This window comes from Agromyces larvae (assembly GCF_022811705.1).
In the GTDB taxonomy this organism is placed as follows: domain Bacteria; phylum Actinomycetota; class Actinomycetes; order Actinomycetales; family Microbacteriaceae; genus Agromyces; species Agromyces larvae.
In genome coordinates this window covers 3,708,901-3,735,148 of sequence record NZ_CP094528.1, presented here as the reverse complement: position 1 = coordinate 3,735,148, position 26,248 = coordinate 3,708,901, and the positions used below count along the sequence as shown (strand labels likewise).

Below are 26,248 nucleotides of genomic sequence, written 5' to 3'. Positions count from 1 at the left end.
GGGACGCCACCTCATGGCCCGTTCATAGGAACGCGATAGGGGCGGCATAGCGCCTCGGCCTATCGTCGCCGCCATGTTCTTCACCTACCTCCGGCGCGAGCTCGCCGGGCGCCGCAGGCAGACCGCGATCATCGCGGTCGGCATGGCGCTCGCCATCGCGCTCGTCATGATCGTGAACGCCGTCTCGGTCGGAGTGCGCGACGCGCAGACGTCCGTGCTCCAGTCCGTCTACGGGGTCGGCACCGACCTCACCGTCAGCCGCACGCCGACCCCGCCCGGGGAGGGCGACGAGGGTCAGGGCGGCGGCGGACCCCAGCGCTTCGAGTTCGGCGCGGACGACGGCCAGACCGCCGACGGGTCGACCGCCATCAGCCAGTCGCGGCTCACCGCCGGGTTCGGGTCGTCGACGTTCGACGCCTCGGCGCTCGAGACCGTGCAGGGCATCGACGGCGTCGCCGCGGCGTCCGCGACGCTCTCGCTGAACAACGTCTCGTTCTCGGGCGAGCTGCCCGACTTCCAGCAGCGCACCGACGGCGGCGACACCGCCCAGCAGGGCCCGACCGACCAGGCGCAGCCGCAGCAGCCCCCGCAGGGCGGCTTCGACGGCGCCGGAGGCAGCGCGTTCGACGTCGACAACTTCACCGTGCTCGGCATCGACCCGTCGGGTGACGCGGTCGGTCCGCTGTCGGCGGTCGAACTCGCCGACGGGCGCGGGCTCGAGGCATCCGATGCCGGCGAAGCCGTCGTCGTGCTCGACGCCGACTACGCGACCAGCGCCGAACTCGCCGTCGGCGACACCCTGAACATCGGCGGCACCGACTTCGAGATCGTCGGCACCGTCACCTCGACCTCGGCCGACGCGGCCACCGCGTCGAACGCGTACATCCCGCTCGACCTCGCCCAGTCGCTCTCGGGCGAAGACGGCATGGTCTCGAGCGTCTACGTGCAGGCCACCTCCTCCGACCGGATCGACGCCGTGCAGGCCGACATCGAGGCGGCCCTGCCCGACGCGACGGTGAGCTCGCAGTCCGACCTCGCCTCGACGGTCTCGGGCTCGCTCTCGAGCGCGTCGAGCCTCGTCTCGAACCTGGGCCTCTGGCTGTCGATCGCCGTGCTCGCCGCGGCGTTCCTCATCGCGATCCTGTTCACCATCCAGGGCGTCACCCGCCGCACCCGCGAGTTCGGCACGCTGAAGGCGATCGGCTGGTCGAACGGCCGCATCGTCGGCCAGGTCGCGGGCGAGTCGCTCGTGCAGGGTCTGATCGGCGGGGCCGTGGGCCTGGTCGTCGGGCTCGCGGGCATCTGGATCATCAACCTGATCGGCCCGACCCTCGGCGGCAGCGCCGCCTCCGGCTCGTTCGCCGCAGGCGGCGCCGGCGCGACGGGCGGCGGCGCCGGCGGTCCCGGCGGCGGGCAGTTGGGCGGAGGCGGAGGCGGCGGACCGTTCGGCCGCATCGCCGAGGCGGCGACCTCGACCACCGAGGTCGTGCTCAACGCCCCCGTGACCGTGAGCGTCATCCTCATCGCCATCGGCCTCGCGGTGCTCGGCGGCCTCGTCGCCGGATCCATCGGCGGCTGGCGGGCATCCCGGCTGCGGCCGGCCGAGGCGCTGCGGAGCGTCGCATGAGCGCCGTCGACACCGCCGCGACCGAGGCGGTTCGGCCCGAGGCATCCAGCGGAGCATCCGCCGGGGCATCCGCCGGAGCATCCGGCGCGCCCGAAGCACCCACCCGACCCGAGAGAGGCAGCGCCATGTACCGGCTGGAGAACGTCGGCAAGCAGTACACCGGCAAGCGCACGGTGACCGCGCTGAAGAACGTGACGCTCGAGATCCCCGCAGGCCAGCTCGTCGCGATCCAGGGCCCGACCGGCGGCGGCAAGTCCACGCTGCTGCAGATGCTCGGCGCCCTCGACCGCCCGACGTCGGGCACCATCACGCTCGGCTCCGACGAGCTCAGCCACCTGCCCGACCGCAAGCTCGGCAGGATCCGGGCGAAGGAGATCGGGTTCGTGTTCCAGGGCTTCAACCTGATCCCGACCCTGACCGCACAGGAGAACGTCGAGACCGCGCTCGAACCGCTCGGGATCCCGGCCGCCGAGCGCACCCGACGCGCGACCGAGGCGCTGGCCTCGGTCGGCCTCGCCGAACGCGCCTCGCACGTGCCCGGCGAGCTCAGCGGCGGTCAGCAGCAGCGCGTCGCGATCGCCCGCGCGCTCGTGAAGGAGCCGGTCGTGCTCCTCGCCGACGAGCCGACCGGCGCGCTCGACGAGGAGACCCGCGACGAGATCCTGAACCTCCTCGAGGGGCTCTGGCGCGATCGCGGGCTCACCCTCGTCATCGTCACCCACGACAGCGCGGTGGCGAAGCGGGCGGAACGCCGCCTGCACATCAAGAACGGCGTCGTCACCGAACGCTGAAGACGTCCCGCCGGTTCAGCTCCGGGCGGGTGCGCGAAGACGGCGGATGCCGCGGCGGGACTCCCTCCCCAGCCGGGGCATCCGCCGTCGGCGTGCGCCGCGGACGGGTCCGATCCGTAGCCGATCGAAAGCCGGAACAGATGATTCGCACAGGCTCGCCGCCTACCGTCGGTCGGGATGTCTCAGCACCGCCGCTCCCCCGAATCCACGTCCGCTCCGGCATCCCGCCGCCCCCGCGCCCTCATGATCGCCGCGTCGGCGCTCGCGGTCGCCGGTCTCGCCGTCGGCGCGGTCGCGCTCGGCTCCGCGATGGGCGGGACGGATGCTCCGCGCGCTGCGCGCGACTCCGTGACCGGCGGTGCCGACGACGCCGACACGACCTCCGAAGGCGCGACCGAGGCCGCCGGCGGCGAGGTGCTGCCCGCCGCCGTCGCGGCGCAACTCGCCTACGTCGAGGCGCACTGGCGCGACACCGAGAACGACGAGTTCGGCTACCTCGACGAGAGCGACTGCGTGAACTTCGCGAGCCAGTCGCTGCTCGCCCGCGGGTGGCAGGTCGACGACGAGTGGTGGCACACCGCCGACGGCGACCCGTACGCGAGCTCCGACGCGTGGATCAGCTCCACCGCCTTCCGCGACTACCTGGACGCGCATCCCGAGCGTGCGACCGCGCTCACCGACGACCAGCGCGACCAGGTGAAGGTCGGCGACATCGTGCAGTTCGACTGGGACGATTCGGGCGACCGCGACCACACCGGCATCGTCACCGGCGTGACCACGCTCGCCGACGGCACGATCTCCATCGAGTACGCCGGGCACACCGACGCGACCTTCGACCGCACGGTCGACGAGGCGATCCACGAGATCCACCCCGGCGGCGTCGCGTACTACTGGAGCATCCCCGAGTAGCCGGCTGCGCCCCCTTCCCCGACATTCGTCGAATGCCGGAGGGGCCGGGTGGGGGCTACTGGTTCGAGAACGCCGCGTCGAACGACGCGGTCGGCCGCGGGAACAGCTTCGACCGGATGAACCCGACCGCCTCGGCGGCGCCGTGCAGGCGGTCCATGCCGGCGTCCTCCCACTCGACCGAGATCGGGCCCGTGTACCCGATCGCGTCGAGCGCACGGAACGCGTCCTCCCAGGGCACGTCCCCGTGCCCGGTCGAGACGAAGTCCCAGCCGCGCCGCGGGTCGCCCCACGGCAGGTGGGACCCCAGCACACCGGCGCGGCCGTTCGCGGGCCGCAGCCGCGTGTCCTTGCAGTCGACGTGGTAGATGCGGTCGGCGAACTCGACGATGAACCCGACCGGGTCGATGCCCTGCCACATCATGTGCGACGGGTCCCAGTTGAACCCGAACGCCTCGCGCCGGTCGATCGCCTCGAGCGTGCGCACGCTCGTCCAGTAGTCGTACGCGATCTCGGACGGGTGCACCTCGTGCGCGAAGCGCACGCCCTCGGCGTCGAACACGTCGAGGATCGGGTTCCACCGGTCGGCGAAGTCCTGGTAGCCCGCGTCGAGCACGCTGGCGGGCACCGGCGGGAACCCCGCCACGTACGGCCAGATGCTCGACCCCGTGAACCCGACGACCACGTCGACCCCGAGCGCCCGCGCCACCCGCGCCGACCGCTTCATGTCCTCGGCCGCGCGCTGCCGCACCCCCTCGGGGCCGCCGTCGCCCCACGTGTACGGCCGCACGATCGCCCGGTGCCGGAAGTCGATGGGGTCGTCGCACACCGCCTGCCCGGTGAGGTGGTTCGAGATCGCGTACACCTCGAGCCCGTGCCGCTGCAGGATCTCGCGGCGCTCGTCGAGGTATCCGGGCTCCTCCTCGGCGAGCTTCAGGTCGAGGTGATCGCCCGAGCAGGCGATCTCGAGCCCGTCGTAGCCCCACTCGGCCGCGAGGCGCGCGACCTCGGCGAACGGCAGGTCGGCCCACTGGCCGGTGAACAGGGTGACGGGGTGCCCGCTGCTCGCTGAGTTCGGGCTCGGGCTCGGGCTCGGGCTCGCTGAGCTTGTCGAAGCGAGTGGGCTCCCTTCGACAGGCTCAGGGAGCGAGGCGGGCTCAGGGAGCGAGGCGGGCTCGGGGGACTCTGCGTTCATCGTGCTTCCCTTTCGTCCTGGAGGGCGGTCAGGTAGCGGATGCTCCGTGCCGCCAGTTCGTCCTGCGACGGCGCGAGCGGGCGCCACACCGAGGCGGCCACCGCGATCGTCGCGTTCTCGCCCGTGAAGCTCTCGAGCCCGAGCGGGCCGGTGTAGCCGACGTCGTCGAGCGCGTCGAGGAACGCGGGCCAGTCGGTGTGGTCGTCGCCGACCGGGCCGCGGTCGTTGCCGCACACCTGCACGTGCGCGAGGTGGTCGCCCGCCGCGCGGATCGCGTCGCCGATCCGCTGTTCCTCGATGTTCAGGTGGTAGCTGTCGAGCGCGAGCCCGAGGCCGGGCCCGAGCAGCGGCCCGAGCGCCTCGAGCGCCTGCTCGACGGTGTTCACGAGGCTCGTCTCGTACCGGTTGAGCGGTTCGATCGCGAGCCGGATGCCGCGCTCCTCCGCCTGCCGCACCACGGGTGCGAGCGCGGTGCGCAGTTCGCGATAGCGCTCGGCGCGCTCCGTGGCATCCATCCGCCAGGTGCGACCGGTGGCGGCCGTGAACGGGCCGGCGACGACGCGCGAACCGAGCCGCTCGGCGATCTTGACGCACTGCACCAGGTAGTTCTGGGTCGCCACGACCTCGGATCCGGGCGCCGCGACGAGGTTGCGCCCCGGCCCCATCGCCCCGACGACCACGGCCGACAGCCCGTGTTCGGCCAGGGTGTCGCTCGCGACATCCGTGGACCAATCGCCCGGCTGCTCGACCGGCAGCTCGAGCGCACCGAACCCCATGCCGGCCGCCTTCGCCGCGATTTCGCGGAGCGAGTCGTCGGTGAGCGGCGACACCCACACCCACGTGTTGACGCCGATCGTGCGGCGCATGCTTGCCTCCTGAACCTCGGCACGACCCCCTGAACGCAATTCAGGTTCGCACCGGCGTGTCGCGGGCGGCAACCGGGTGCTCCCGCCCGCGACACACCTCCGCACCTGAATTGCGTACCGGGTACTCGGTGGTTGTGGTGGTGGTGGTGGTGGTTGTGGTGGTTACGGGATGATGCGGTCCTCCCAGACCTGCGGGTACCCGGGCAGGTCCTCGCCGCCGAACTTCGCGTAGTGCCCGTCGGGCATGTTCTCGTTCAGCGCGAGGTACTGGTCGAGCTCGCCCGCCTCGATCGGCACCTGCGGCAGCACCCACTCCTTCGGCACCTGCTGGCCCGCGAAGATCATCTGCGCGGCCAGCAGCGGCGTGCGCCACTGGAAGTTGGAGTAGACGGGGGCCAGGCCGTCGAGCCCGGTCTCCTTCCACTTGCGCAGGAAGCTCATCTCGTCCTCACCCGTCATCACGGGGTAGTCGACGCCGGCGTCCTCGAACGCCTCGATGGCCGCGACGGCGCCGTCACCGGCATCCATCCAGACCCCCGCGACGTCGCCCTTGGCGAGCTCGTCGGAGATGATCTTCTTGATCTCCGCCGGGTCGGCCCCGGTGAAGTAGTCGACTGCGTCGATGCCGGCCTCGTCGAACAGCTTCTCGGCCGCGGCCCAGCGCTGTTCGAGCACGTCGACGCCGGGCAGGATGCGCAGCGCCACGACCTTGTCGCCCTCGTCGAGCCGGTCGATCAGGAACTCGGCCGTGTCGATGCCCCACGCGAAGCCGCCGATCGGGTGGATGAACGTGACCGGGCAGTCGGTCTGCACGCCGCGGTCGAACACGATCACCGGCTTGCCGGTGTCGCACGCACGCTGCACCGCCGGCGTCATCGCCGCCGTCGAGTTCGGCGAGATGATGAAGACGTCGCAGTCGCCCTCGTTGATGAAGTAGTCGATGTCGGCGATCTGCGTGTCATCCGAGTCCTGCGCGTCGCGGGTCTCCATCTCGCTGATCGCGCCCGCCTCCTGCAGCACTTTCAGCTGTTCGTTCATCGTGATCCAGCCGGTCTGCCGCCACGGGTTCGAGATCGAGGCGTTCGCGAAGCACGCCTTCTTCGCCCCCTCGGACGCGTACTGCGCCGTGTCGACGAACTCGGCGTTGATGTACTGGAGCCATGGCTGGCCGTCGGGCCCCTCCGGCACGACGTCGCGCTCGGCGTCCTGCTTGTCGAAGAGCGCCTGGTCGAACCAGTCGATCGCCTCCTCCGTGGGTTCCGCCGCTTCCTCGGACGGGGCCACGGAGGGGTCGGTGGTGCATCCGGCCAGTGCCGCCATCAGCGCGAACGCGCCGACGATGGCAGTGGCCGTGGTGTGCCTGCGTCGCATCACGAACCTCCCTTGGTTTCGTTGTCTGCCCTCGGCGTCGAGGGAATGGGTGCAGGACGAGCCGGCGCGGTTGCGTCCGGCCCCTCCGCAGACGCATCGGATGCTCCGGATGCCTGCGAAGTCGGGGTGGCGCGGCCTCGGCGGCGCGCGCGGAACACCGTCGCCGAGTAGGCGACGGCGAGGATGATGATGGCGCCCTGGACGGCGTCTCGGTAGGTCGACGGCACGCCGGCGAAGTTGAGCAGGGTGAACAGCGCCTCGAGCGAGAACGCGCCGGCTGCGGCGGCGACGACCCAGCCGCGCCCGCCGCCGAGCACCACGCCGCCGAGCACGACCGCGGTGATCGCGGTGAACTCGTAGCCGCGGCCGACCGACGGGTGCACGCCCGCGTATCCGACCAGCAGCACGCCGGCGATCGTCGCCGACAGCGACGAGATGATGAACGTCGCGGTCTTCACCCACCAGCTGCGGGTGCCCGAGTAGCGCGCGGTGACGGGGTTGTCGCCGAGGGCGATGACGGTGCGGCCGAACGGCCGCTTCGTGAACCAGATCGCGGCGGCCAGCACCACGGCGAGCACGACGACCGACCAGGGCAGGATCTCGAGCACCGGGATGCCGCGGATGCCGCCGCGCCCGATCTCGCGGAACCCGTCGGCCGGGTTGCCGGTGGCCGCGCCGCCCGTCCAGTAGAGCACGCCGCCGAGCAGTGCGAGCATCATGCCGAGGGTCGCGATGAAGCTCGGCACCCGCAGGAACGAGACGATGAGCCCGTTCACCAGGCCGACGAGCGCACCGAAGGCGAGCATGAGGGCGAGTACGGGCAGCGACCGCGATTCGTCCTGGCCGATCAGGTTGCCCGCGATGACGACCTGCGCGGTGACGACGGAGCCCATCGAGAGGTCGAACTCGCCGCCGACGATCACGAAGTACTGCCCGATCGCCACGATCGCGACGGGTGCGACGCGCTGGACGAATCGGATGAACTGCCCGGGTTCGGCGAACGACGGGTTGAGCACGACGATCGCGACGAGCAGCACGGCGAGCAGCAGGAACACGGCGCCGCGGGGGCTGACCAGCACGCGGCCGAGTTCGGCGAGGCGCTGCCCCGCGGAGCGTGTCTCGGTGGCTGCGACGGTCATCGCGCGCCTCCCTTCGAGTCGGTCGCCGCGCCGACGCCGGTCGCGGGGCCGGGCTCGGTCGCTGAGCCGGGCTCGGTCGCTGAGCTTGTCGAAGCGGCCCTGCTCCCTTCGACAAGCTCAGGGAGCCTCCCTTCGACAGGCTCAGGGAGCCTCCCTTCGACAGGCTCAGGGAGCGCGGCAGGCGCAGGGAGCGCGGCCGCCGGCGCTCCGACGCCGAACCGCGGCCGGCGACGGTCCAGCCGTCGGCTCGTGTACACCGCGACGGCCGCGACGATCACGACGCCGCGCACCACGTCCTTCAGGAACGGGTTCACCTGCATGACGCTCATCACGTTGTCGACGACCGCGAAGATCGCGACGCCGCCGATGGTGCCCCAGATCGACCCGCGACCGCCCATCAGCAGGGTGCCGCCGAGCACGACCGCGGCGATCGACAGCAGGTCGTAGCCGCCCTGGGTGCCGACCGTGGGACTGCCGACGCCGAGCCGGCTCGCGAGCAGGAGCCCGGCGAACGCCGCGGTGATCGAGCAGAGCATGTGCGCGATGATGAGCGGCCGCGCGGTGCGGATGCCGCTGAACCGGGCGACCTGCTCATTGCCGCCGACCGCGTAGAGGTGGTGGCCGGTGCGGGTGCGCGCGAGGAACAGGGCGGCGAGCAGCGCCACGCCGAACATGATGAGCGTCGAGACGGGCACCGGCCCGAGCCCGGTGGCCCCGATGAGCTGGAAGTCCCACGGCACGTTGCCGCTGGTGCCCTTGTAGTTCGTGTCGAGGTAGCCCTTGATGATGAGCCCGACGCCCAGCGTCGCGATGAAGCCGTTGACGTGCAGCTTCGTGACGATGAGCCCGTTGGCGAGGCCGATGAGCGCGGCGACGCCGAGGGCGGCGAGCACCGCGACCGGGATGTTCGCCGGGTTGCCGCGCATCAGGTCGGCTGCGATCAGGCTGGACAGGCTGACCACGTACGGCACGGACAGGTCGAGCGAGGCGCCCAGGATGACGAAGGTCTGACCGATCGCGACGAACCCGAGCACGCTCATGCCGGTGAGGATGTCGCGGATGTTGCCGGGGCTGAAGAAGTTGCGGCCCACGGTCGCGACGAGGATCGCGCCGATCACGATCACCCCGACGAGCGCGATGCCCACGATCAGGGTCGCGTCGAGCCGGCGGCGCCGGCGGGCGGGGCGGCGGGCGGAAGGGGCGGATGCCACGGGCGCGGCGCTCATCGCGCTCCCCCCGCATCCGTGGCATCCGTTCCCCCGGCGCCCCCCAGCCGGAGCGTGCCGGTCGCGGCGGCGAGGATGGTGGCCTCGTCGCTTCTGGCCGGCAGCTCCGACGACGCGCGACCGTCGTGCATCACGACGATGCGGTCGCTCATGCCGATCACCTCGGGCAGTTCGGAACTGATCATGAGGATCGCGACGCCCTCCTTCGCGAGTCGGCGCATGAGGCGGTAGACGGCGACCTTCGCGCCGACGTCGATGCCGCGGGTGGGTTCGTCGAACAGCACGACGCGGGGCCCGGCGGCGAGCCATTTCGCGAGCACGACCTTCTGCTGGTTGCCGCCCGAGAGGAACTGCACCTCCTGGTCGAGTCCGCGCGAGACCACCTCGAGCGAGCTCAGCACGCCGGGCAGCTCCCGGCGGACCTCGCGGGTGCGGCGGGCGAACACCGAGCGGATGACGAGCAGCGCGTTGTCGGCGATCGACTGGTTGACGGCCAGGCCCTGCGCCTTGCGGTCCTCGGCGACGAGCGCGATCCCCGCCTTCACCGCCTGCCGCGCGGTGCCGATGCGCAGCTCGCGGCCGTCGATGCGCATGGACCCGCGGGTGAACGGCGTGATGCCGAAGACGCCCTCGACGAGCTCTGTGCGGCCCGACCCCTGGAGCCCGGCGACGCCGACGATCTCGCCCGACCGGACCTCGAGGTCGACGCCCTCGACGTAGGCGTTGCCCGCGCCGCGGAGTTCGAGCCGCGGTTCGCCGAGCTCGGTGCCCGGCTCGGGGTCGGGGTAGTACGTCTCGATGGAGCGGCCCACCATGCGCCGCACGAGCTCGTCGGTGTCGAGGTCGGCGGCCGGGCTCGTCGAGACGAGCGCGCCGTCCTTCAGCACGGTGATGGTGTCGCAGAGGTCGAAGATCTCCTTCAGCCGGTGCGACACGTAGAGGATCGCGACCCCGCGCTCCTGCAGCCTGCGGATGATCGCGGCGAGCAGCTCGACCTCGTGGTCGGCGAGCGCCGCGGTGGGCTCGTCCATCTGGATCACCCGGGCCCCGGTCGACAGCGCCTTCACGATCTCGACGATCTGCTGCTCGGCGACGGTGAGGCTGCGCACCGGGGCATCCGCATCGATCGCATCGATGCCGAGCTCGGCGAGCAGCTCGCGCGTCCGGCGCAGCATGCCGCGCCGGTCGACGACGCCGCGCCGGCGCGGCTCGCGACCGAGGAACACGTTCTCGGCGACGGTGCGCTCGGGCAGCAGGTTGAACTCCTGGAACACCGTCGCGAGGCCGGCGTGCGCCGCCTCGACGGGGTGGTGGAAGTCGACCGGCCGGCCGCCGAGCTCGACCGTGCCCGCGTCGCGTTCGTACACGCCCGCGAGGATCTTCATGAACGTCGACTTGCCGGCGCCGTTCTCGCCGACGAGGCCGTGCACTTCGCCGGCCCGCAGTTCGAGGCCGACCCCGTGCAGCACGGGCACGCCGAAGAACGATTTCTCGAGGCCGCTGGCGACCAGCACGGGGGCCGTCTCGGCGGTCGCATCGCCGGTCGGCGGTGCGGTCGTGGCATCCGTCATGCGCGCACCTCCGCCCAGTCGCCGCTCGCCGCCGAGGCGAGCACCGCCTCGGTCACCCGCACGGCCCGCAGCCCGTCGGCGAAGGTGGGCAGGCCGTCGGGCGCGACGCCCCCGGCGTCGCTCGCCCCGACGCCCCCGACGTCGCTCGCGGCCGCGATCGCCGCGTAGGCGTCGGCGACGAACGCGTTGAAGGCGTCCTGGTAGCCCATCGGATGCCCCGCGGGCACGATCGACAGCCGGGCCGCGTCGGCACTCAGCCGGGCGGGGTCGCGCTCGACGATGCTCGAGACGTCGGTGCGCCCGATCCACAGCGTCTCGGGGTGCTCCTGTTCGAAGCGCACGCTCGCCTCGGTGCCGGACAGTTCGAGCACGAGCCCGTTCTTGTGGCCGGGCGCCACCTGCGACACGAGCAGGGTGCCGATCGCGCCGCTCGCGAGCTCGACGACGACGGCGACCAGGTCCTCGGTGGCGATGTCGGTGTTCGTCGCACGCGACCGGTAGGCGGTGCGGGTGGCGGCGTTCAGGCGCACGATGCGGTCGCCCGAGACGAACTCGAGCAGGTCGACCAGGTGCGAGCCGATGTCGGCGAACGCGCGGCTGGGGCCGCCCTGGGCGCTGTCGACCCGCCAGTCGTCGTCGTCGGGCGCGGCCAGCCAGTCCTGCAGGTAGGCGCCCTGCACGCCGAGCAGGCGACCGGTCTCGCCGGCGGCGACCCGCGCCCGCGCCTCGCGGGCCATCGGGTGGAAGCGGTAGACGAACGGCACCGCCGCGACCACGCCGCGGTCGGCGGCGAGCGCGGCGAGCGCCTCGGCGCCCGCGGCGTCGGTGGCGAGGGGCTTCTCGCAGATCACGTGGCGGCCGGCCTCGAGCGCGCGGGTGGCGATCTCGACGTGGGTCGCGTTGGGGGTGCAGACGTGCACGACGTCGACGTCGGCGATGAGGTCGTCGAGCGAGGCGTAGCCCTGCGCCAGACCGAGTCGCTCGGCGGCCGTGGCGGATGCCGCGGGGCTGGACGAGGCCGCCCCCTCGAGGGCCGCGCCGGCCGCCCGGGCCGCCCGGGAGTGCACGGCGGCCATGAAGCCGCCTCCGACGAATCCGGCACGCAGGGTGCGGGCTCGGGCGGTGACATCCGTTGTCATGGGCACATGCTGACACACGCTGCACAACTTCTGCCAGTCAGTCGGCAAAAGTCGTCGGTTTCGTGACATTGCTGTGATCAATGCCCCGTCGAAGTACGTGTGCTTTACTCGGTGCCATGGTCGACATCAGCCGCGGATCGGCGCTCGGCAGCTCGGGAGCGAGCGAGCTCTTCCAACTGCTGCGCGACGGCGTGCCCCGCACCCGGGCGTCGCTCGCCCAGGCGACCGGGCTCGCGCGATCGACCATCGCGGCCCGCGTGGACGAGCTGATGAACCTCGGCCTCATCTCGCCCGTGGCCGACGCCGCCTCCACCGGCGGCCGGCCGCCGTCGCAGTTCGCCCTCAACCCCGCGTCGCGGCTGGTGCTGGCCGCCGACCTCGGCGCCTCGCACGCGATCATCGCGGTCACCGACCTCACCGGCACCGTGCTCGCCCAGCACGGCGAGCCGATGGACATCGCCGACGGCCCCGAACGCGTGCTCGGCTGGATGGTCGAGCAGGGCCTCGCCCTCGTCGACGGCCTCGGCCGCGACCGGCACGACCTCGTCGCGGTCGGCATCGGCGTGCCCGGCCCCGTCGAGCACTCCACGGGCCGCCCCGTGAACCCGCCGATCATGCCCGGATGGGACCGCTTCGACGTGCCCGGCTGGGTGCAGCAGCACCTCGAGGTGCCCGTGCTCGTCGACAACGACGTGAACATCATGGCGCTCGGCGAACGCGCACTCGCCTGGCCCGCGGTCGAGCATCTGGTGTTCGTCAAGGTCGCCACCGGCATCGGCTCGGGCATCATCTCGGGCGGCCTGCTGCAGCGCGGCGCGCAGGGCATCGCGGGCGACATCGGGCACATCCAGGTCGCGCGCGGTGCGGACGTGCCCTGCCACTGCGGCAATCGCGGATGCCTCGAAGCCCTCGCGTCGGGCCCCGCCATCGCCCGGGCGCTGCGCGAACGCGGCGTCGAGGCATCCGGCGGCAACGACGTCGTCGACCTGGTCAAGCGCGGCGACCTCGAGGCCATCCAAGCGGTGCGCCAGGCGGGCCGCGACATCGGCGAGGTGCTGACCGCGTGCGTCAGCCTCGTGAACCCGTCGGTCATCGCGATCGGCGGCTCGATGGCCCGCGCGGGCGAACACCTCATCGCCGGCGTGCGCGAGGCCGTGTACTCGCGGTCGATGCCGCTCGCGACCGAGCACCTCGCGATCGTGCAGTCGGCCGCGGCCGGCAACGCGGCGGTGCTCGGCGCGAGCATGCTCGCGATCCACCACGCGCTCAGCCCCGAGGGCATCGACGCGCTCGCGGCACGCTGACGTCGGGCGTGGCAGGGGCGTCGGGCGTGGGGCAGGGGCCGGCGGCGAGTACCCTCGGAGGGTGACCGACCAGCCGTTCGCCCTCTTCGACCTCGACGAGCGTGCACCGGCGGTCGCGGCCGCGATCCGCGGGCCGCACCCGCACGAGCGGCGCATCGTGGCCGACTCGGGCGACCGGGTCGCCTGGCTGCGCGCACGGTCGCGCGGGGTCACCGCGACGGATGCCGCGAAGCTCGCCGGCCGCAACTCGGTGCGCACCGCCGCATGGGAGAAACTGCACGGCACCGGCGGGCGCGGGTTCGGCGGCAGCCGATTCACCGACCACGGCCGCGAACGCGAACCCGTCATCGCCGGGTGGGTGCGCGAGCAGTACGGCATCGATCCGTCGACGCTGCTGTTCCACGCCGACGGCGAGCAGCGCCACCTCGCGACGCCCGACGGGCTGCGCGTCACCGAGCGCGGCGCCGTCGAGCTGTGCGAGATCAAGACCACCTCCAAGCCGTGGCGGGGCATCCCGCGCGGCTATCTGCGTCAGGTGTGGTGGCAGCAGTACGTGCTCGGCGCCGAGCGCACCCTGGTCGTGTGGGAACAGCACGACGCCTTCGTCCCCGTCGGCGAACCGCAGTGCCGCTGGGTCGACCGCGACGAGGACCAGATCGCGATCCTCATCGGCCTGGCGAACGAGCTGCTCGCGACCATCGCCCCCGACGCGGCATCCGTCACGGCGCCCGCCGGGCGCGACCGCTCCTACTACCGGCCCGGGCCGCTCGCGTGACGGTGCTGCTCCTGCACGGCCTCGGTTCCGACCGACGCCAGCCGCTCGACCTGCTCGCGCCCGTGCTCGCCGCCTCCCCCGGGCGCAGCGAACGCGTGCTCGCGCTCGACGTGCGCGCGCACGGCGCGCACCCCGAGATCGGCGCCCCCGCCGATTTCGGGCTCGACCGGCTCGCCGACGACGTGGCCCGGCGCGCCCTGCCCGAACTCGAGGGCGACGACAGCCCGCTCACCGTCATCGGCATCTCGATGGGGGCGGCGATCGGTCTGCGGCTCGCGCTCGACGGGCTCCTGCGCATCCGCCGAGCGGTGTACCTGCGCCCGTCGTTCGACGACCGGTCGCTGCCCGACCATCTGCGCCCGTTCCCCGTCATCGGCGGGATGCTCGCCGAGGCCGGGCCCGACGGCGCCGAACTGTTCCGCTCGACCGAGCTGTACGAGCGGGTCGCGCACGCCTCGCCGGCCGGGGGTCGGGCGCTGCTCGCCCAGTTCACGGCGCCCGACGCGGCGCCCCGCGCCATCCGACTCGTCGAGATCCCCCGCAACCGCGCCTTCGCCGACGACGCCGAACTGGCCGCATCCGCCCGAGCCGGCATCCGCACGCTGGTCGTCGGCGCCGAACGCGATCCGGTGCATCCGTTGCCGATCGCCCAGCGCTGGGCCGCCGGGCTCGACGCCCCGCTCGCCACCGTGCCGGCCCGCGACGCCGGCCTGCCCGCGCAGACCCGCGCCATCCACGCCGTCGTCGGCCGCTTCCTCGCCGCCGAGTGAACGCGGCCGCACCCTCGACCTCGAACGCACCCACCGGGAGGATCCATGACCGACACGATGCGAGCCCTCGTCCTCGACCGCACCGGCGGACCCGATGAACTGCGCCTCGCCGATGCGCCGCGCCCGCAGCGCGTGCTCGACGAGGTGCTGGTGCGGGTGATCGCCGCCGGCGTCAATCCGATCGATGCGAAGACGCGCGCGGGCCGCGGCGTGTCCGGGGCGCTCGCCGCCTGGCCCGCCGTGCTCGGCTTCGACTTCGCGGGCATCGTCGAACAGGCGCCCTACGCCGCGCACCCGCTGCGACCCGGCGACCGGGTGTACGGCATGGGCCGGGTGCCGCGGGTGCCGGGCAGCTACGCCGAGTACCTCGCCGTCACCTCGCTCAGCGTCGCGCCCATGCCCGAATCGCTCGGCTTCGTCGAGGCCGCGGCGATCCCGCTCGCCGCGCTCACCGCCTGGGGCGCCGTGTTCGACACCGCGAAGGTGCGCGCCGGCACGCGCGTGCTGGTGCACGCCGGGGCCGGCGGCGTCGGGCACTTCGCCGTGCAGTTCGCCGCGCACGCGGGCGCCGAGGTCACCGCGACCGGCTCGGCGCGCAACACGGAATTCCTGCGCTCGCTCGGCGCGAGTCGGGTCATCGACTACACGAGCGAGCGGTTCGAGCAGGTCGCCGGCGAGCAGGATGCGGTGATCGACCTGATCGGCAACGTCGCCGACGACACCGGCACCCGCTCGCTCGAGGTGCTGCATCCCGACGGCGTGCTGGTGAACGTGCCGACCGGGTCCTGGCCGACGATGGCCGAGGAGGCCGCCGCTCGCGGGCTGCGCGCCACCGGGTACGTCGTCGCGCCCGACGCGCGCGTGCTCGCCGAGATCACCCGCCTCATCGACGACGGCGCCGTGCGCGTGCACGTCGACCGCGAGTTCCCGCTGGCCGAGGGGGCCGAGGCGCACCGGCGGCTCGAGGCGGGGCACGTGCGCGGCAAGCTGGTGCTTCGGGTGGCGCCCGACCCCAGCTAGCGGCCGGGGAACACCAGCGCGCGAGGTCAGCCGGTGGCGCCCTCGAGCAGCGCCGTCCCGAGGTCGCTGCGCAGATAGAGCACGCTGCGGCCGTACCGCGACGAGGTGAGCAGCCCGGCCGCGCGCAGCACCCGCAGGTGCTGATTGACCGCGCTCGGGGTGACGTCGAGACGCACGGCGAGCTCGGTCGAGGATGCCGGGTCGCCGAGCATGGTGAGGAGGCTGGCCCGCGCATCGCCGAGGATCGCGGCGACCGCGGCGGGGTTGGCGACCCGCTCGGACTCCCAGAGCGTGCCCTGGCCGCGCGCCGAGTACATGATCATCGGCGGGCCGTCGCCGATCGGCGCCGACGCCCGCCGGGTGAACATCGTGGGCACGAGCGTGAGCCCCTCGCCGCCGACCGGGCGAGCGCGCTCGGTCGGGTCGCGCAGCATCACGCTCAGCAACCCGTGCTCGTAGACGATCCGCGACGAGAGGCCGTTCAGCATCGTCGCGACGCCCGACTGGGCGACCTGGCGGCCGCGGTAGGCGATGTCCGCCTCGAGCACGGCGCGCATCCGCGGCCAGTACGGCTCGAAGCAGGTCTCCCACAGGCGGGTGAGCTCGCGGACGATGCGGGCGAGCGCGCGCCGGCTCGACCCCTCGAACACCTCGGGCACCCGCCCGTGCACGCCGACCAGGTCGGCGCGGAACACCTCGCGCGGCGTCGCCGCGAGCGCCGCGAGTTCGTCTTCGAGGCGGGTCAGCGGCGAGGTCGGCCGCGGGTTCAGGAAGTCGGGGGTCCAGAGCCGTTCGTCGATGAGCGCGCCGAGCACGCGCATGTCGAGCCGCTCGCGCGCCGACTCGGTGCGACGCAGCCAGCCCACCTGCAGCGGGAACCGGGACGGGTCGCGGATGGCGCGCAGGCTCAACCCGAGCTCGCACAGCGGCGACAGCCCGAACCGCACCGCGCCCAGGTCGTCCTCGGTGAGGAGATACCGCAACATGAAGCACTACGCTACATCGGTTTCGCGAGGCATCCGGTCGATGGCAGAACTGAGCAGTGAGCCGATCCCCCCGAACCCCCGAAGATCCCGCCACCGCCTCGCTGTTCGCCCGCATCACCGCATCGCTCTCCGACCCGGTGCTGCGCATCCTCGTCACCGCCACCATGATCAGCCGGATCGGCCGGGGCGTGTTCCTCACCGTGACGGTGCTGTACTTCACGCTCATCGTGCACCTGCCGGCACACGAGGTCGCGATCGTGCTGGCCGTCTCGAGCGGCATCGGCGTGCTCGCGTCGCTCGCGGGCGGATGGCTCGCCGACCGTCTGCCGCCGCGGCGGCTCATCCTCGCGTTCACCACGCTGGAAGGGCTCGGACTGGCCGGGTACGCGTTCGTGGGCGACTTCGCCTCGGCGCTCGCGGTGGCCGCGTTCGTCGGCGGCTTCGGTCAGGCGGCGAACTCGACCCGCATGGCGATCATCGCCCGGGCCTTCGTCGGCGAGGCCAGGGTGCACGCCCGCGCGGTGCTGCGCACCGTCACGAACCTCGCGATCGCGGTGGGCTCGGGGTTCGGGGCGATCGCCCTCACCCTCGGCACCGCGGAGGCGTACCGCGGGCTGCTGCTGTTCGCCGCGGCCGCCTTCCTGCTCGGGCTGCTGGCCCTCGTGCGGCTGCCCGCGACGGTCGACGAGCCCGTGACCGTGGCATCCGACCCGGTGCTCACCGCGACCGGCTCGACCGACACCGTCGCGACGAAGCGCGCCGCCCGGCGGGCGCGTGCCGCCCACTCGCCGTGGCGCGACCCGCGCTACCTCGCCCTCACCGCCCTCTGCGCCGTGTTCGCGATGCAGTTCGGCGTCGGCGAGCTCGCCGTACCGCTGTGGATCGCCCACGCCACCGAGGCCCCCGAGGTGCTCATGTCGGCGGTGCTCATCCTCAACACGATCGTCGTGATCCTGTTCCAGGTGCCGCTCGCGAACGGCACCCACGACCTGCGCCGGGCCGGCCGGGTGTCGGCGATCGCCGCCTGGCTGATGGCCGCGGCCTGCCTCGTCTACGCGGCGGCGACCGGGCAGCCCGCCTGGGTCGCGGTGGTCGTGATCGTGACGGCCGCGCTCGCGCACGCGTTCGCGGAGGTGCTCTCGCAGGCCGGCGGGTGGGGGCTCAGCTTCGAACTCGCCGACCCGGTGCGCGCCGGCACCTACCAGGGCGTGTTCGGCATGGGCTTCTCGATCGGCGCGATGCTGGCGCCGTTGCTGGTCGCCGCGACCGTCGACCGGCACGGCGTGCTCGGCTGGGGCGTGCTGGCCGCGGTCTTCCTGGTCTCGGGGCTCGGCGTGTGGGTCATCGCGCGAGCCGCGGCGGGCGCGCAGGAGCGGGCCGGCGAGGCGTCGGCCGCGTCGGCGGGCGCCGGTGCGGCGGTCGCGGTGGCGGAGTGACCGCCCGGGTCAGAGCAACGGGACGATCAGGGCGAGCGCGATCAGACCGCTCACCGAGAGGACGACGGATGCTCCGACCGCGACCAGTCCGGCCACGGCGTCGCGACGGGCACGACGGGCCACCGACGGCTTCGCGCCGACGTCGCGGGTCGGCGGGGTCTCGTCCATGACGACCGGCATCGGCGTGATGCGGGTGGGCACCGGTCGCGCAGGGTAGGCCTCGACGGCACCCGCACCGCGGCCCGGCACCGACGGGCGCAGCGTCGCGGGGTCGAGGGGTGCGGGGGTGAGCGTGCGCCGACGACGACGCGGCCCGACCGGCGCGCGCCCCCGGCCCGTCTGCACGGTCGCGTCCGCGCCGTGCGCCGCGGCGCCGGGCACGATGGTGCGTTCCTCGTCGAGCGCGTCGGCCGCGACCGCGATCCCGGCACGACCCACCACGACCGTGCGATCGAACTCGTCGGCCCCGGCGCCTGCATCGGCGCCGGTCCCGCCGCCGGTTCGACCGCCGGTTCCGGCACCGCCCCGGTCGCCGGCCGGGCCGTCGGCCGGGCCGACCACGATCGTGCGGTCGAACGCGGCGTCGTCGTCGACATCGACCGGGTCGCGCCCGACGACGATCGTGCGCTCCTCGAAGTCGGCGTACGGCTCGACCGACGGACGCGGTCGCTCGATCACGAACGTGCGCTCCTCGACCTCACCGGGCGCAGGATCCACGGGGTTGCGGGTCTCGGACATCAGCCCCGCACCTCGCGCACCGGGATGGTGGTCGCATCGAGCGTCGACTCCGCCGGGGCGGAGGTCGAGGTCGGCTCGCCGGCGAACGCCTGGGTCAGCCCGCCGGCGACCACGTCGACCACCACGACGGTGATGTTGTCGCGCCCGCCCGCCTCGTTGGCGCGGGCGACAAGCGCCTCGGCCGCCGACTCGGGGCGACCCGACATCGTCAGCGTCGCGCGGATCGCCTCGTCGGAGACCTCGCTCGTCAGGCCGTCGGAGCACAGCAGCAGCCGCTCGCCGTTGGTCACCGGCAGCAGCCAGCTGTCCGCCGTGCTGTCGGGTGCGCCGATCGCCCGGGTGATGACGTTGCGCTGCGCGTACGAGCGCATGTCCTCGGGTGCGAGCGATCCGTCGTCGACGAGCTCCTGGGCGAGCGAGTGGTCGACGGTCAGCTGCTGCAGTTCGGTGCCGAAATGCCGGTAGACCCGCGAATCGCCCACGTTGAACACGAGCCAGCTCGGCGTGCCGTCTGAGTCGACGAGCGCGATGCCGGTGACGGTGCTGCCGGCCCCGCGGGTCGTGTCGGCGGCGATCGAGGCGACCGCCTCGTCGGCGCCGGTGAGCGCATCGCGCACCGCTTCGATCGTCGTGCGGTCGCCGTCGGCGACCGTCTCGTCGAACGCCTCCACGACCGCGCGACTCGCCCGGTCACCGGCCTCGTAGCCGCCCATGCCGTCGGCGACGAGGAACACCGGGGCGCGCGCGAGGAACGAGTCCTCGTTCACCTCGCGACGCCGCCCGGGATGGGTCGCCGAGCCGACGCTGAGGATGACTGCGCCGGTCATGGGGTGCCCGCCACGATCTGCATGCCCAGCTTGCCGAGCACGAACCGGCCCGGAACCGGCGTCGCCACGCCGGCGTCGATGAGCTGCTCCTCGCCGCCGACGTCGATGAGCACGCCGTTCGTCGAGCCCAGGTCGGTGATGACCCACTGCCCGGCCACGAGTTCGAGCCGGGCGTGCGTCTTCGACAGGGTCCGGGTGGAGTCCGGCACCGCGAGCCGCTGCTCGCCGGTCGCGGCATCAGCCGGGTTGCGCCCGAGCAGCACCCGGTCACCGGTGAGCGCGAGCTCGCTGCCGTCGTCGAGCCGGAGCCGCCAGGCGACCTTCGGCCGGCGATCGACCACGACCGTCGCCTCGTAGTCGTCGTCGGCGTACGGCTCGGGGTCGGCCGGCGCCTGCCGGCGCGCCTCGTCGAGGGCGGCGTCGTCGAGGCGCAGCACCGTGGCGCCGTCGACCTCGTCGACCGGCACGGCCGGGGCCGACCACGCTGCGGCCGGGGCGCTGCCCGCGTCGGTCTGCGGTGTCGACCACGCGGGCTGCGCCGGCGCGGCGGGCGGATGCCCCGTGCCGCCTGCGTCGGCGCCGATGATGCCGGCCGGCGGCACGATCATGCCCGACCCCGGCAGCGACCCCGACCCCGGCAGCGGCTCGGCCGGTGCGGGGGCGGGGGCGGGGGCGGTCTGCGGGTACGGTTCGGTGTGCTGGGCGGGCGCGGGGTACGCGGCCGGCGCGGCCGGGGCCGCATACGCGGTCGGGTCGGCCGGGGCGGGCGCGGCGTACGCCGCCGGGTCGGCCGGTGCGGCCTGCCCGTAGGGGTCGGCCGGTGCGGCCGGGGCCGCGTACCCGTACGGGTCGGCCGGCGCGGGCGCACCGTACGCGGCCGGGTCGGCCGGCGCGGGCGCGCCGTACCCGGCCGGCTCCACCGGCGCGCCGTACGCGGCCGGCGAGTACGGTGCCGACGGCGGCACGACGTGCTGCGCGTCCACGGGCGCCCAGGGGTTCGGCGCAGCCTGGTCCACCACGCTCGCGGGCGGGGGTCCGGGGGCGACGGACGGCTCGGGGAGGGCCGGCGCGACCGGCTCGTACGACGCGGCCGGGCTCGGCACCCCGTACTGCGCCGGCGCCGCGGGTGCGCCGTACTGGCCCGGCGCCGCGGGTGCGCCGAACGGCGTGTACGGATCGGCGGGCCACGCGGCCGGCGCGCCGCCGATCGGCGCGCCGGGCTGGGCGACGGTCGCGAGCGGGCCGGTCGCGGTCGAGACTCTGGCCGGCGCCGGCGCCGAGGGGAACCGCCCGTGCTCGAGGTCGGGTGCGACCTTGCCCCAGCCGAGCAGCGTCGCCCACAGCGGCGGCACGAGCACGGCGAGCACGGTCATCCCGGCGCCCTTGCCGAACAGCCGGCCGACGCGATTCGCCGCGACGATGTACAGGAACAGGGCGTAGAGGTTCGCGATCGGCACCGCGAACAGCAGCACCCACCAGCGCGACACACCGCCGAGCGCGAGCACCTCGGCGGTGTTCAGCACCGGCACCCATCCTCGCCAGGGCTCGGCCGACATCCGTCGGAACAGGCGCGAGAACGAGAGGCCGGTCCACACGTACCAGGCCGCGACGAACAGCAGTTCGACCAGGATCAGCGCCAGCAGCAGCAGTGCCGCGCCGGCAGCGGCTTCGGGATCGGTCACGAGGTGATCTCCTTCGGATGGGTCAGGCGGTTCGCGCTCGTGCGCGGTGCGGCGGTCGGGCGCACCCGCTGCAGGAGCGAACGCAGGGTCAGGGCGGCGCGCAGTCCGGCGAGCCGGCGGCGCTCGGCGGCGAGTTCTCGGCGTTCGGCGTCGACGAGTCGCCACGCCTCGTCGGCCAGCGCGGGATCGGCGGCGTCGGCGGCGAACACGGCGCGGTCGACGACCTCGGCGAGCGCTGCGGCACGAGGTCGGCCGATCGCCGCTGCGCCGCGCGCCCGCCCGCCGCGGTCGTCGAGCACGATGCCCTCGTCGGCGTACCGGTCGCGCAGCTCCTCCCACGCCGACACCGCTGAGAGCTCGGGGTCGCCGAGGGACCTGCGGGCACGCGCCCGAGCGGTCTTGGCGATCACCACGGCCGCGAACGGCAGCACGATCAGCAGCGCGGCGAGCACGCCCGCGCCGACGTACCCGGCGGTGCGCACCCAGACGGCGCCCGCCTCGGCCGGGTCGTCGGCCGGCGGCGGCACGGTATCGGCCGCGTCGTTCTCGGCGGGCGGCGGGTCGAGCGGCTCGCTGCGGGCGTCGTCGGGGACGGTCGGATGCTTCGGCAGCTGCTCCCCCTCGGCGAGCCGGTTCGGGTGCACCGCGAACTGCGGCGAGGCGTCCACGCTCACCCAGGCCCCAGAGCCGGCGCGAACCTCGGCCCACGCGGTGAGCGAGGCGCCCGTGCAGGTGCCGTCGCAGACCGGGGCGGCCGTGGTCGACTCACCGGAACCCGGCAGCCGGACCCCGAGCACCACCCGCGATTCGAAGCCGAACTGGCGTGCGAGCAGAGCGGCCGCAGCGGCGAACTGCTCGTCGTCGCCGACGCCGGCGACGAGCAGCTCGTCGGCGGGTTCGGCGCCGGCCCGGCGCTGCTGATCGACGAGCTCGGCGAACAGCTCCTCGATGCGGGCCCGCGAATGCCCGGCGTAGCTCGGCAGGAAGGAGTAGCCAGTCTCGGCGGCGAGCCGCGAGATCCACGGTTCGGCCTCGTCGTCGGCGAGGACGGAGTGGCTCAGGTACCCGCGGGCGCGCAGCTGTTCGACCAGCTCGAGATAGCCGGCGCCGGTGCGCGGCACCTCCTGCAGATCGACCCACTCGGTGAGCGACGGGTACGCCTCGGCGTCGAGCGCGGATTCGCCGCCGGCCGACGATGCGAACGCCGAACGCGCCTCGCCGGCGTCGGCGGTGGGCTCGGCGACGAGCCGGTACCGGTCACCCGCGCGCAGGCCGGTGACGCCGTCGGCGTCGGCGACCTCGACCGCACCGCCGTCGGCGGTGACGTGGAACCCGTCGGCCAGCACCTCGGCGCGGTCGCCCTCGAATACCGGCGCCGCTGCGAGCGTCGGCGGCGCGGGCACCCAGACCCCCGAGTAGGCGCCGCCGACGACCACCTCCAGCTCGGCCAGGCCCGCACCGGAGTCGGCGCTGCGCGGCAGCCGCGTGTACCGGGCCTCGGGGTCGACGTGGAAGACCTCGCCGTCGAACTCCTCGAGCGCGGCGAACGGCAGCCGGTCGAACGCGTCGAGATCCCCCGACACGGTGAGCACGGTCTCGTCGAGCAGGTCGGCCGTGAACCAGGAGCGGTAGGCGGCGAGCGGGCTGGCCTGCTGCTGCATCACGACCGCCGGTTCGACCTCGTCGCGCAGCGCCGTGCGCGGGCCGAGCGACGCGACCGCGGGCGCGGCGGCGACGCCGCCGACCAGGGCGACGACGACGAGCGAGGCGGCGAGCAGGTTGCGACGCACCGCCGGGCCGGCCGACGCGGCGCCCTGACGCACCGTCGTGGCGCGGGCACGAGCGAGCGAGCGCCGGCGGAGCATCCGGGATCGTGCGACGAGCCAGGCGCCCGCCGCAGCCAGCCCGGCGACGCCGATCGCGATCTCGCGCGCGGCCGCCAGCTCGACGCCCGCGAGCCGAAGCGGTTCGCTGACCGCGCTGGTGCCGAACGCGATGCCGTAGACGCTCATCGCGAGCACCGGCAGCACCGCGAACGGCGCCGCGCGCCCGCCGCGGTCGATGAGGAACGCCGCGATCGTCGTGGCGACCACGGTGACGACGAGGAACGGGACGAGCACGGCCTGGTAGTCGCCGAGCGGGGGCTCGAGCGTGAGCACCTGCTTCCAGCCGAGCACGATGCCGGTCGCGCCGTCGCGGATGCCCCGGGCCCACGTCTCGAGCGAGCCCATGGCGTGCGGCACCGCGACCGGCACCACGACGAGCACGTAGCCGAGCGCGGCGAGCGCGGTCGTCACGAGGGCGCCGAGCACCCGGCCGCCGCCGAGCCGGCGCCCGAGGAGCGCCGCACCGATGCCGAGGCCGAGGCCGGTGGCTGCGACGAGCCAGACCCGGCCGACCTCGTGGATCGGCCATGCGGCCCATCCGGCGAGCGCCGCACCGACGAGGAGGTAGCCGAAGCCGAGCCACCGCACCGCGGCGCCCTCGGCGGGCGCACTGCGGCGGGCGCGCGAACGGACCGCTTCGCCGCGGGTCATCCGAGCACCCCCTTGGCGAGCATGCGGGTGAGGTCGCCGAGCGCGCCGACCGTGAGCACCTGCACCTCGCGCGTGCGCCGCAGCGACGGCTCGGCGCCGAGCTCGCAGCGCACCGCGATCACGCCGACGCCCGGGGGCAGGGTGATGCCGGCCTGCCGCAGCCGCTGCAGCGGCAGGAGCGAGCCCGTGACGAGGAACACGACCGACAGGTGCTCGTACGTCTGCGCGGCCAGCGTCGCGACCTGCTCCACCCTGGTCACCCGATCGCCGGACTCGACGCCCGACATCGCGTCGAGGAACGCCCGCGGCGTGAGCGTGGGCAGCGTGCGCAGCGACAGCACGTCGCCGCCGAAGTCAGGCAGCGGGCCGCCGACACCCGCCGACACCTCGCGGCCCTCGCGCACCGCTTGGACGCCGATCGATGCGGCCGCGCTCACGGCGGTCTCGAACTCGTCGTCGTCGGCGTACTCGGCACGGTCGACGTCGAGCAGCACGGCGATGCGCGCGTGGCGCGACTCCTCGTACTGGCGGACCATGAGCTTGCCGGTGCGCGCGGTCGCCTTCCAGTGCACGTGCCGCTGCGAGTCGCCCGGCACGTACTCGCGCACGGCGTGGAACGAGAGGTCGGCGTCGACGAGGGTGCCGGTGGGCGTGCCCTCGAGGTCGCGCACGAGCCCGGCGCTCAGCGACGGGATCCGCACCGTCACGGGGTGCACGTGCACCCGTTGCACGTCGGGCCAGCGCTGCTCGCGCCGCAGGATGCCGATCGGGTCGCCCCGCGAGACCGTCATCGGGCCGACGTCGATGATGCCGCGCCGCTCGGCGGCGATCGCGAGCTCGTGCGCGTGGTGCGCGCCGCCGCGCAGCAGCGGCACATGCACCTCGACGAGCCCGCCCCCGACGGGGATGTCGACCACGCCGGGCAGCGCGGTGCGGCGCCCGGCGTTCACCAGGTCGAGCCGCCCGTGCACCTCGGAGCCCGCGACCACCCGGTCGCGGTCGAGCTCGAGCTGCAGCCGGTACTCGTGCGCGCCGAGCAGGAACGGCACGCACAGGACGAGCAGGATCGCCGCCACCGCCGCGGCCGCCCACGCCTCGACCCACCCGTACGCGGCGCCGCCGATGACCCCGGCGACCGCGACGAACGCGAGCACGGCACCCGCCGGCGACACCGTGTCGCGCAGCCACCCGGCCGCGGTGCGCACCGCGACCCGGGTGCGCAGCCACCACACCCGGAGCCGCCAGACCGCGTTCGCCACCGGGCCGCGGCGCACGCGGGAGACGCGCGTCACCGTACCGGCACGGGTCACGGTGCCCGTGGCGGCGGCGGTGCGCGTCAACCGCGACTCGGTGTGGAAGGTCACAGGGTGCCGTTCTCCCGGGGCGGAGCGACGTCGAGCAGGATCTGGCCGACGACCGCGACCGCGGTGACGCCGTCGAACTCGGCCTCGGGCTCGAGCACGAGGCGGTGGGCGAGGGCGGGCACCGCGAGTTCGCGCACGTCGTCGGGGGTGACGAAGCTGCGGCCGCGTGCGGCGGCCCAGGTCATGACGAGCTTCGACAGCGCGATCGCGCCGCGCACGCTGACGCCGAGGCGCACCTCGCTCGCGCGGCGGGTCGCGTCGACGATCCGCATGATGTAGTCGGAGATGAGCGGGTTCACGTACACGCCGCGCGAGAGGTCGCTCATCGCGACGAGCGTGTCGGTGGTGGCGACCGCGTCGAGGTCGCCGCGCGGCTCGGCCACGCCCTGCAGGATCCGCAGCGTCGCGGCTTCGTCGGGGTAGCCCACCGAGGTCTTGATCATGAACCGGTCGAGCTGCGCCTCGGGCAGGCGGTAGGTGCCGCCCTGCTCGATCGGGTTCTGCGTCGCGATCACGAGGAACGGGTCGCCGACGGGGCGGGTCACGCCGTCGATGGTGACGTTGCCCTCCTCCATCACCTCGAGCAGCGCCGACTGGGTCTTCGGGCTGGCGCGGTTGATCTCGTCGGCGAGCACGATGTTCGCGAACACCGGCCCGGCGTGGAACTCGAACTCGCCGCGCTTCTGGTCGAACACGGTGATGCCGGTGACGTCGCCGGGCAGCAGGTCGGGCGTGAACTGGATGCGCGCGTTCGTGCCGTGCACGGTCTGCGCGATCGACCGGGCGAGCGCCGTCTTGCCGGTGCCCGGGTAGTCCTCGAGCAGCACGTGGCCCTTGCTGATCGCGGTGGCGAGCACGAGCTCGATGACGTGCCGCTTGCCGAGGATCGCCTGCTCGACGTTGTCGGCCAGCAGGGCGAACGTCTCGGCGAACCAGGTCGTCTGGACTGGGGCGATCGTCATGGGGTCGGGTCCTCTC

22 protein-coding genes are annotated in these 26,248 nt (G+C 73.7%); 8 read left to right on the top strand and 14 right to left on the bottom strand.

What is annotated here, in order from left to right; all coding sequences use genetic code 11:
* Window positions 1-73: 73 nt before the first annotated feature.
* The 3 genes from MTO99_RS17745 (at window position 74) to MTO99_RS17735 (ending at window position 3,327) form a co-directional block, all read left to right on the top strand.
* Window positions 74-1,627, top strand: coding sequence for an ABC transporter permease (locus MTO99_RS17745; RefSeq protein WP_243555478.1), 1,554 nt, complete (start codon window positions 74-76; stop codon window positions 1,625-1,627).
* 125 nt (window positions 1,628-1,752) lie between these two features.
* Window positions 1,753-2,418, top strand: coding sequence for an ABC transporter ATP-binding protein (locus MTO99_RS17740; protein ID WP_243559171.1), 666 nt, complete (start codon window positions 1,753-1,755; stop codon window positions 2,416-2,418).
* Window positions 2,419-2,595: 177 nt separating this feature from the next.
* Window positions 2,596-3,327, top strand: coding sequence for an amidase domain-containing protein (locus MTO99_RS17735; RefSeq protein WP_243555476.1), 732 nt, complete (start codon window positions 2,596-2,598; stop codon window positions 3,325-3,327).
* A 55-nt stretch (window positions 3,328-3,382) separates the two neighbouring features.
* Here MTO99_RS17735 and MTO99_RS17730 read toward each other — a convergent pair whose 3' ends face one another.
* From MTO99_RS17730 to MTO99_RS17700, 7 genes are all read right to left on the bottom strand, one after another.
* The gene (locus MTO99_RS17730) at window positions 3,383-4,519 is read right to left on the bottom strand and encodes a sugar phosphate isomerase/epimerase family protein (protein WP_243555475.1); all 1,137 of its coding nucleotides are present in this window, start codon (window positions 4,517-4,519) and stop codon (window positions 3,383-3,385) included.
* Window positions 4,516-5,385: a sugar phosphate isomerase/epimerase family protein gene (locus MTO99_RS17725; protein WP_243555473.1), complete on the bottom strand. Its 870-nt coding sequence runs from the start codon at window positions 5,383-5,385 to the stop codon at window positions 4,516-4,518. Before MTO99_RS17725 ends, MTO99_RS17730 begins: the two co-directional genes overlap by 4 nt.
* 162 nt (window positions 5,386-5,547) lie before the next feature.
* Window positions 5,548-6,756 (bottom strand): substrate-binding domain-containing protein, encoded by a 1,209-nt coding sequence (locus tag MTO99_RS17720; protein WP_243555471.1) that lies wholly within the window; start codon window positions 6,754-6,756, stop codon window positions 5,548-5,550.
* Entirely contained in the window at window positions 6,756-7,895 is a 1,140-nt protein-coding gene (locus MTO99_RS17715; protein ID WP_243555469.1) for an ABC transporter permease, read from the bottom strand. The genes MTO99_RS17720 and MTO99_RS17715 overlap by 1 nt, the downstream gene beginning before the upstream one ends.
* A complete protein-coding gene (locus MTO99_RS17710) occupies window positions 7,892-9,121 on the bottom strand; it encodes an ABC transporter permease (protein WP_243555467.1) in 1,230 nt (409 codons plus the stop codon). The genes MTO99_RS17715 and MTO99_RS17710 overlap by 4 nt, the downstream gene beginning before the upstream one ends.
* Complete coding sequence (locus tag MTO99_RS17705; RefSeq protein WP_243555461.1) at window positions 9,118-10,692, bottom strand: sugar ABC transporter ATP-binding protein; 1,575 nt, start codon at window positions 10,690-10,692, stop codon at window positions 9,118-9,120. Before MTO99_RS17705 ends, MTO99_RS17710 begins: the two co-directional genes overlap by 4 nt.
* Window positions 10,689-11,831: a Gfo/Idh/MocA family protein gene (locus tag MTO99_RS17700; protein WP_243555460.1), complete on the bottom strand. Its 1,143-nt coding sequence runs from the start codon at window positions 11,829-11,831 to the stop codon at window positions 10,689-10,691. Before MTO99_RS17700 ends, MTO99_RS17705 begins: the two co-directional genes overlap by 4 nt.
* 116 nt (window positions 11,832-11,947) lie before the next feature.
* On the opposite strand from MTO99_RS17700, the gene MTO99_RS17695 reads away from it, so the two are divergent.
* From MTO99_RS17695 to MTO99_RS17680, 4 genes are all read left to right on the top strand, one after another.
* The gene (locus MTO99_RS17695) at window positions 11,948-13,135 is read left to right on the top strand and encodes an ROK family transcriptional regulator (RefSeq protein WP_243555459.1); all 1,188 of its coding nucleotides are present in this window, start codon (window positions 11,948-11,950) and stop codon (window positions 13,133-13,135) included.
* Between the two features lie 61 nt (window positions 13,136-13,196).
* Window positions 13,197-13,910: a YqaJ viral recombinase family protein gene (locus MTO99_RS17690; RefSeq protein ID WP_435520772.1), complete on the top strand. Its 714-nt coding sequence runs from the start codon at window positions 13,197-13,199 to the stop codon at window positions 13,908-13,910.
* Window positions 13,907-14,680: an alpha/beta fold hydrolase gene (locus MTO99_RS17685; protein WP_243555458.1), complete on the top strand. Its 774-nt coding sequence runs from the start codon at window positions 13,907-13,909 to the stop codon at window positions 14,678-14,680. The genes MTO99_RS17690 and MTO99_RS17685 overlap by 4 nt, the downstream gene beginning before the upstream one ends.
* A gap of 45 nt (window positions 14,681-14,725) precedes the next feature.
* Window positions 14,726-15,700: an NADP-dependent oxidoreductase gene (locus MTO99_RS17680; RefSeq protein ID WP_243555457.1), complete on the top strand. Its 975-nt coding sequence runs from the start codon at window positions 14,726-14,728 to the stop codon at window positions 15,698-15,700.
* Between the two features lie 26 nt (window positions 15,701-15,726).
* Here the strand turns inward: MTO99_RS17680 and MTO99_RS17675 are convergent, their stop codons facing one another.
* Window positions 15,727-16,686, bottom strand: coding sequence for an ArsR/SmtB family transcription factor (locus tag MTO99_RS17675; RefSeq protein ID WP_243555456.1), 960 nt, complete (start codon window positions 16,684-16,686; stop codon window positions 15,727-15,729).
* Between the two features lie 56 nt (window positions 16,687-16,742).
* Between MTO99_RS17675 and MTO99_RS17670 the strand changes: the two genes are divergently transcribed.
* Complete coding sequence (locus tag MTO99_RS17670) at window positions 16,743-18,122, top strand: MFS transporter (protein ID WP_243555455.1); 1,380 nt, start codon at window positions 16,743-16,745, stop codon at window positions 18,120-18,122.
* 9 nt (window positions 18,123-18,131) lie between these two features.
* Here the strand turns inward: MTO99_RS17670 and MTO99_RS17665 are convergent, their stop codons facing one another.
* The 6 genes from MTO99_RS17665 to MTO99_RS17640 are packed head-to-tail and all read right to left on the bottom strand — an operon-like array spanning window position 18,132 to window position 26,232.
* Window positions 18,132-18,860 (bottom strand): hypothetical protein, encoded by a 729-nt coding sequence (locus tag MTO99_RS17665; protein WP_243555454.1) that lies wholly within the window; start codon window positions 18,858-18,860, stop codon window positions 18,132-18,134.
* Window positions 18,860-19,687, bottom strand: coding sequence for a PP2C family protein-serine/threonine phosphatase (locus tag MTO99_RS17660; RefSeq protein ID WP_243555453.1), 828 nt, complete (start codon window positions 19,685-19,687; stop codon window positions 18,860-18,862). Before MTO99_RS17660 ends, MTO99_RS17665 begins: the two co-directional genes overlap by 1 nt.
* Complete coding sequence (locus tag MTO99_RS17655; protein ID WP_243555452.1) at window positions 19,684-21,369, bottom strand: DUF5684 domain-containing protein; 1,686 nt, start codon at window positions 21,367-21,369, stop codon at window positions 19,684-19,686. The genes MTO99_RS17660 and MTO99_RS17655 overlap by 4 nt, the downstream gene beginning before the upstream one ends.
* Entirely contained in the window at window positions 21,366-23,906 is a 2,541-nt protein-coding gene (locus tag MTO99_RS17650; protein ID WP_243555451.1) for a transglutaminase domain-containing protein, read from the bottom strand. Before MTO99_RS17650 ends, MTO99_RS17655 begins: the two co-directional genes overlap by 4 nt.
* Entirely contained in the window at window positions 23,903-25,270 is a 1,368-nt protein-coding gene (locus MTO99_RS17645) for a DUF58 domain-containing protein (protein WP_243555450.1), read from the bottom strand. The genes MTO99_RS17650 and MTO99_RS17645 overlap by 4 nt, the downstream gene beginning before the upstream one ends.
* The gene (locus MTO99_RS17640; protein ID WP_243555449.1) at window positions 25,267-26,232 is read right to left on the bottom strand and encodes an AAA family ATPase; all 966 of its coding nucleotides are present in this window, start codon (window positions 26,230-26,232) and stop codon (window positions 25,267-25,269) included. The genes MTO99_RS17645 and MTO99_RS17640 overlap by 4 nt, the downstream gene beginning before the upstream one ends.
* Window positions 26,233-26,248: the final 16 nt, after the last annotated feature.

Bases quoted from the DNA above. Each gene is read 5' to 3' on its own strand.
- MTO99_RS17735 (WP_243555476.1), top strand. From the start codon at position 2,596: ATGTCTCAGCACCGCCGCTCCCCCGAATCCACGTCCGCTCCGGCATCC.
- MTO99_RS17710 (WP_243555467.1), bottom strand. From the start codon at position 9,121: ATGAGCGCCGCGCCCGTGGCATCCGCCCCTTCCGCCCGCCGCCCCGCC.
- MTO99_RS17640 (WP_243555449.1), bottom strand. From the start codon at position 26,232: ATGACGATCGCCCCAGTCCAGACGACCTGGTTCGCCGAGACGTTCGCC.
- MTO99_RS17745 (WP_243555478.1), top strand. From the start codon at position 74: ATGTTCTTCACCTACCTCCGGCGCGAGCTCGCCGGGCGCCGCAGGCAG.
- MTO99_RS17675 (WP_243555456.1), bottom strand. From the start codon at position 16,686: ATGTTGCGGTATCTCCTCACCGAGGACGACCTGGGCGCGGTGCGGTTC.
- MTO99_RS17740 (WP_243559171.1), top strand. From the start codon at position 1,753: ATGTACCGGCTGGAGAACGTCGGCAAGCAGTACACCGGCAAGCGCACG.
- MTO99_RS17665 (WP_243555454.1), bottom strand. From the start codon at position 18,860: ATGTCCGAGACCCGCAACCCCGTGGATCCTGCGCCCGGTGAGGTCGAG.
- MTO99_RS17730 (WP_243555475.1), bottom strand. From the start codon at position 4,519: ATGAACGCAGAGTCCCCCGAGCCCGCCTCGCTCCCTGAGCCCGCCTCG.
- MTO99_RS17715 (WP_243555469.1), bottom strand. From the start codon at position 7,895: ATGACCGTCGCAGCCACCGAGACACGCTCCGCGGGGCAGCGCCTCGCC.
- MTO99_RS17660 (WP_243555453.1), bottom strand. From the start codon at position 19,687: ATGACCGGCGCAGTCATCCTCAGCGTCGGCTCGGCGACCCATCCCGGG.
- MTO99_RS17650 (WP_243555451.1), bottom strand. From the start codon at position 23,906: ATGACCCGCGGCGAAGCGGTCCGTTCGCGCGCCCGCCGCAGTGCGCCC.
- MTO99_RS17705 (WP_243555461.1), bottom strand. From the start codon at position 10,692: ATGACGGATGCCACGACCGCACCGCCGACCGGCGATGCGACCGCCGAG.
- MTO99_RS17725 (WP_243555473.1), bottom strand. From the start codon at position 5,385: ATGCGCCGCACGATCGGCGTCAACACGTGGGTGTGGGTGTCGCCGCTC.
- MTO99_RS17720 (WP_243555471.1), bottom strand. From the start codon at position 6,756: ATGCGACGCAGGCACACCACGGCCACTGCCATCGTCGGCGCGTTCGCG.
- MTO99_RS17680 (WP_243555457.1), top strand. From the start codon at position 14,726: ATGACCGACACGATGCGAGCCCTCGTCCTCGACCGCACCGGCGGACCC.
- MTO99_RS17695 (WP_243555459.1), top strand. From the start codon at position 11,948: ATGGTCGACATCAGCCGCGGATCGGCGCTCGGCAGCTCGGGAGCGAGC.
- MTO99_RS17700 (WP_243555460.1), bottom strand. From the start codon at position 11,831: ATGACAACGGATGTCACCGCCCGAGCCCGCACCCTGCGTGCCGGATTC.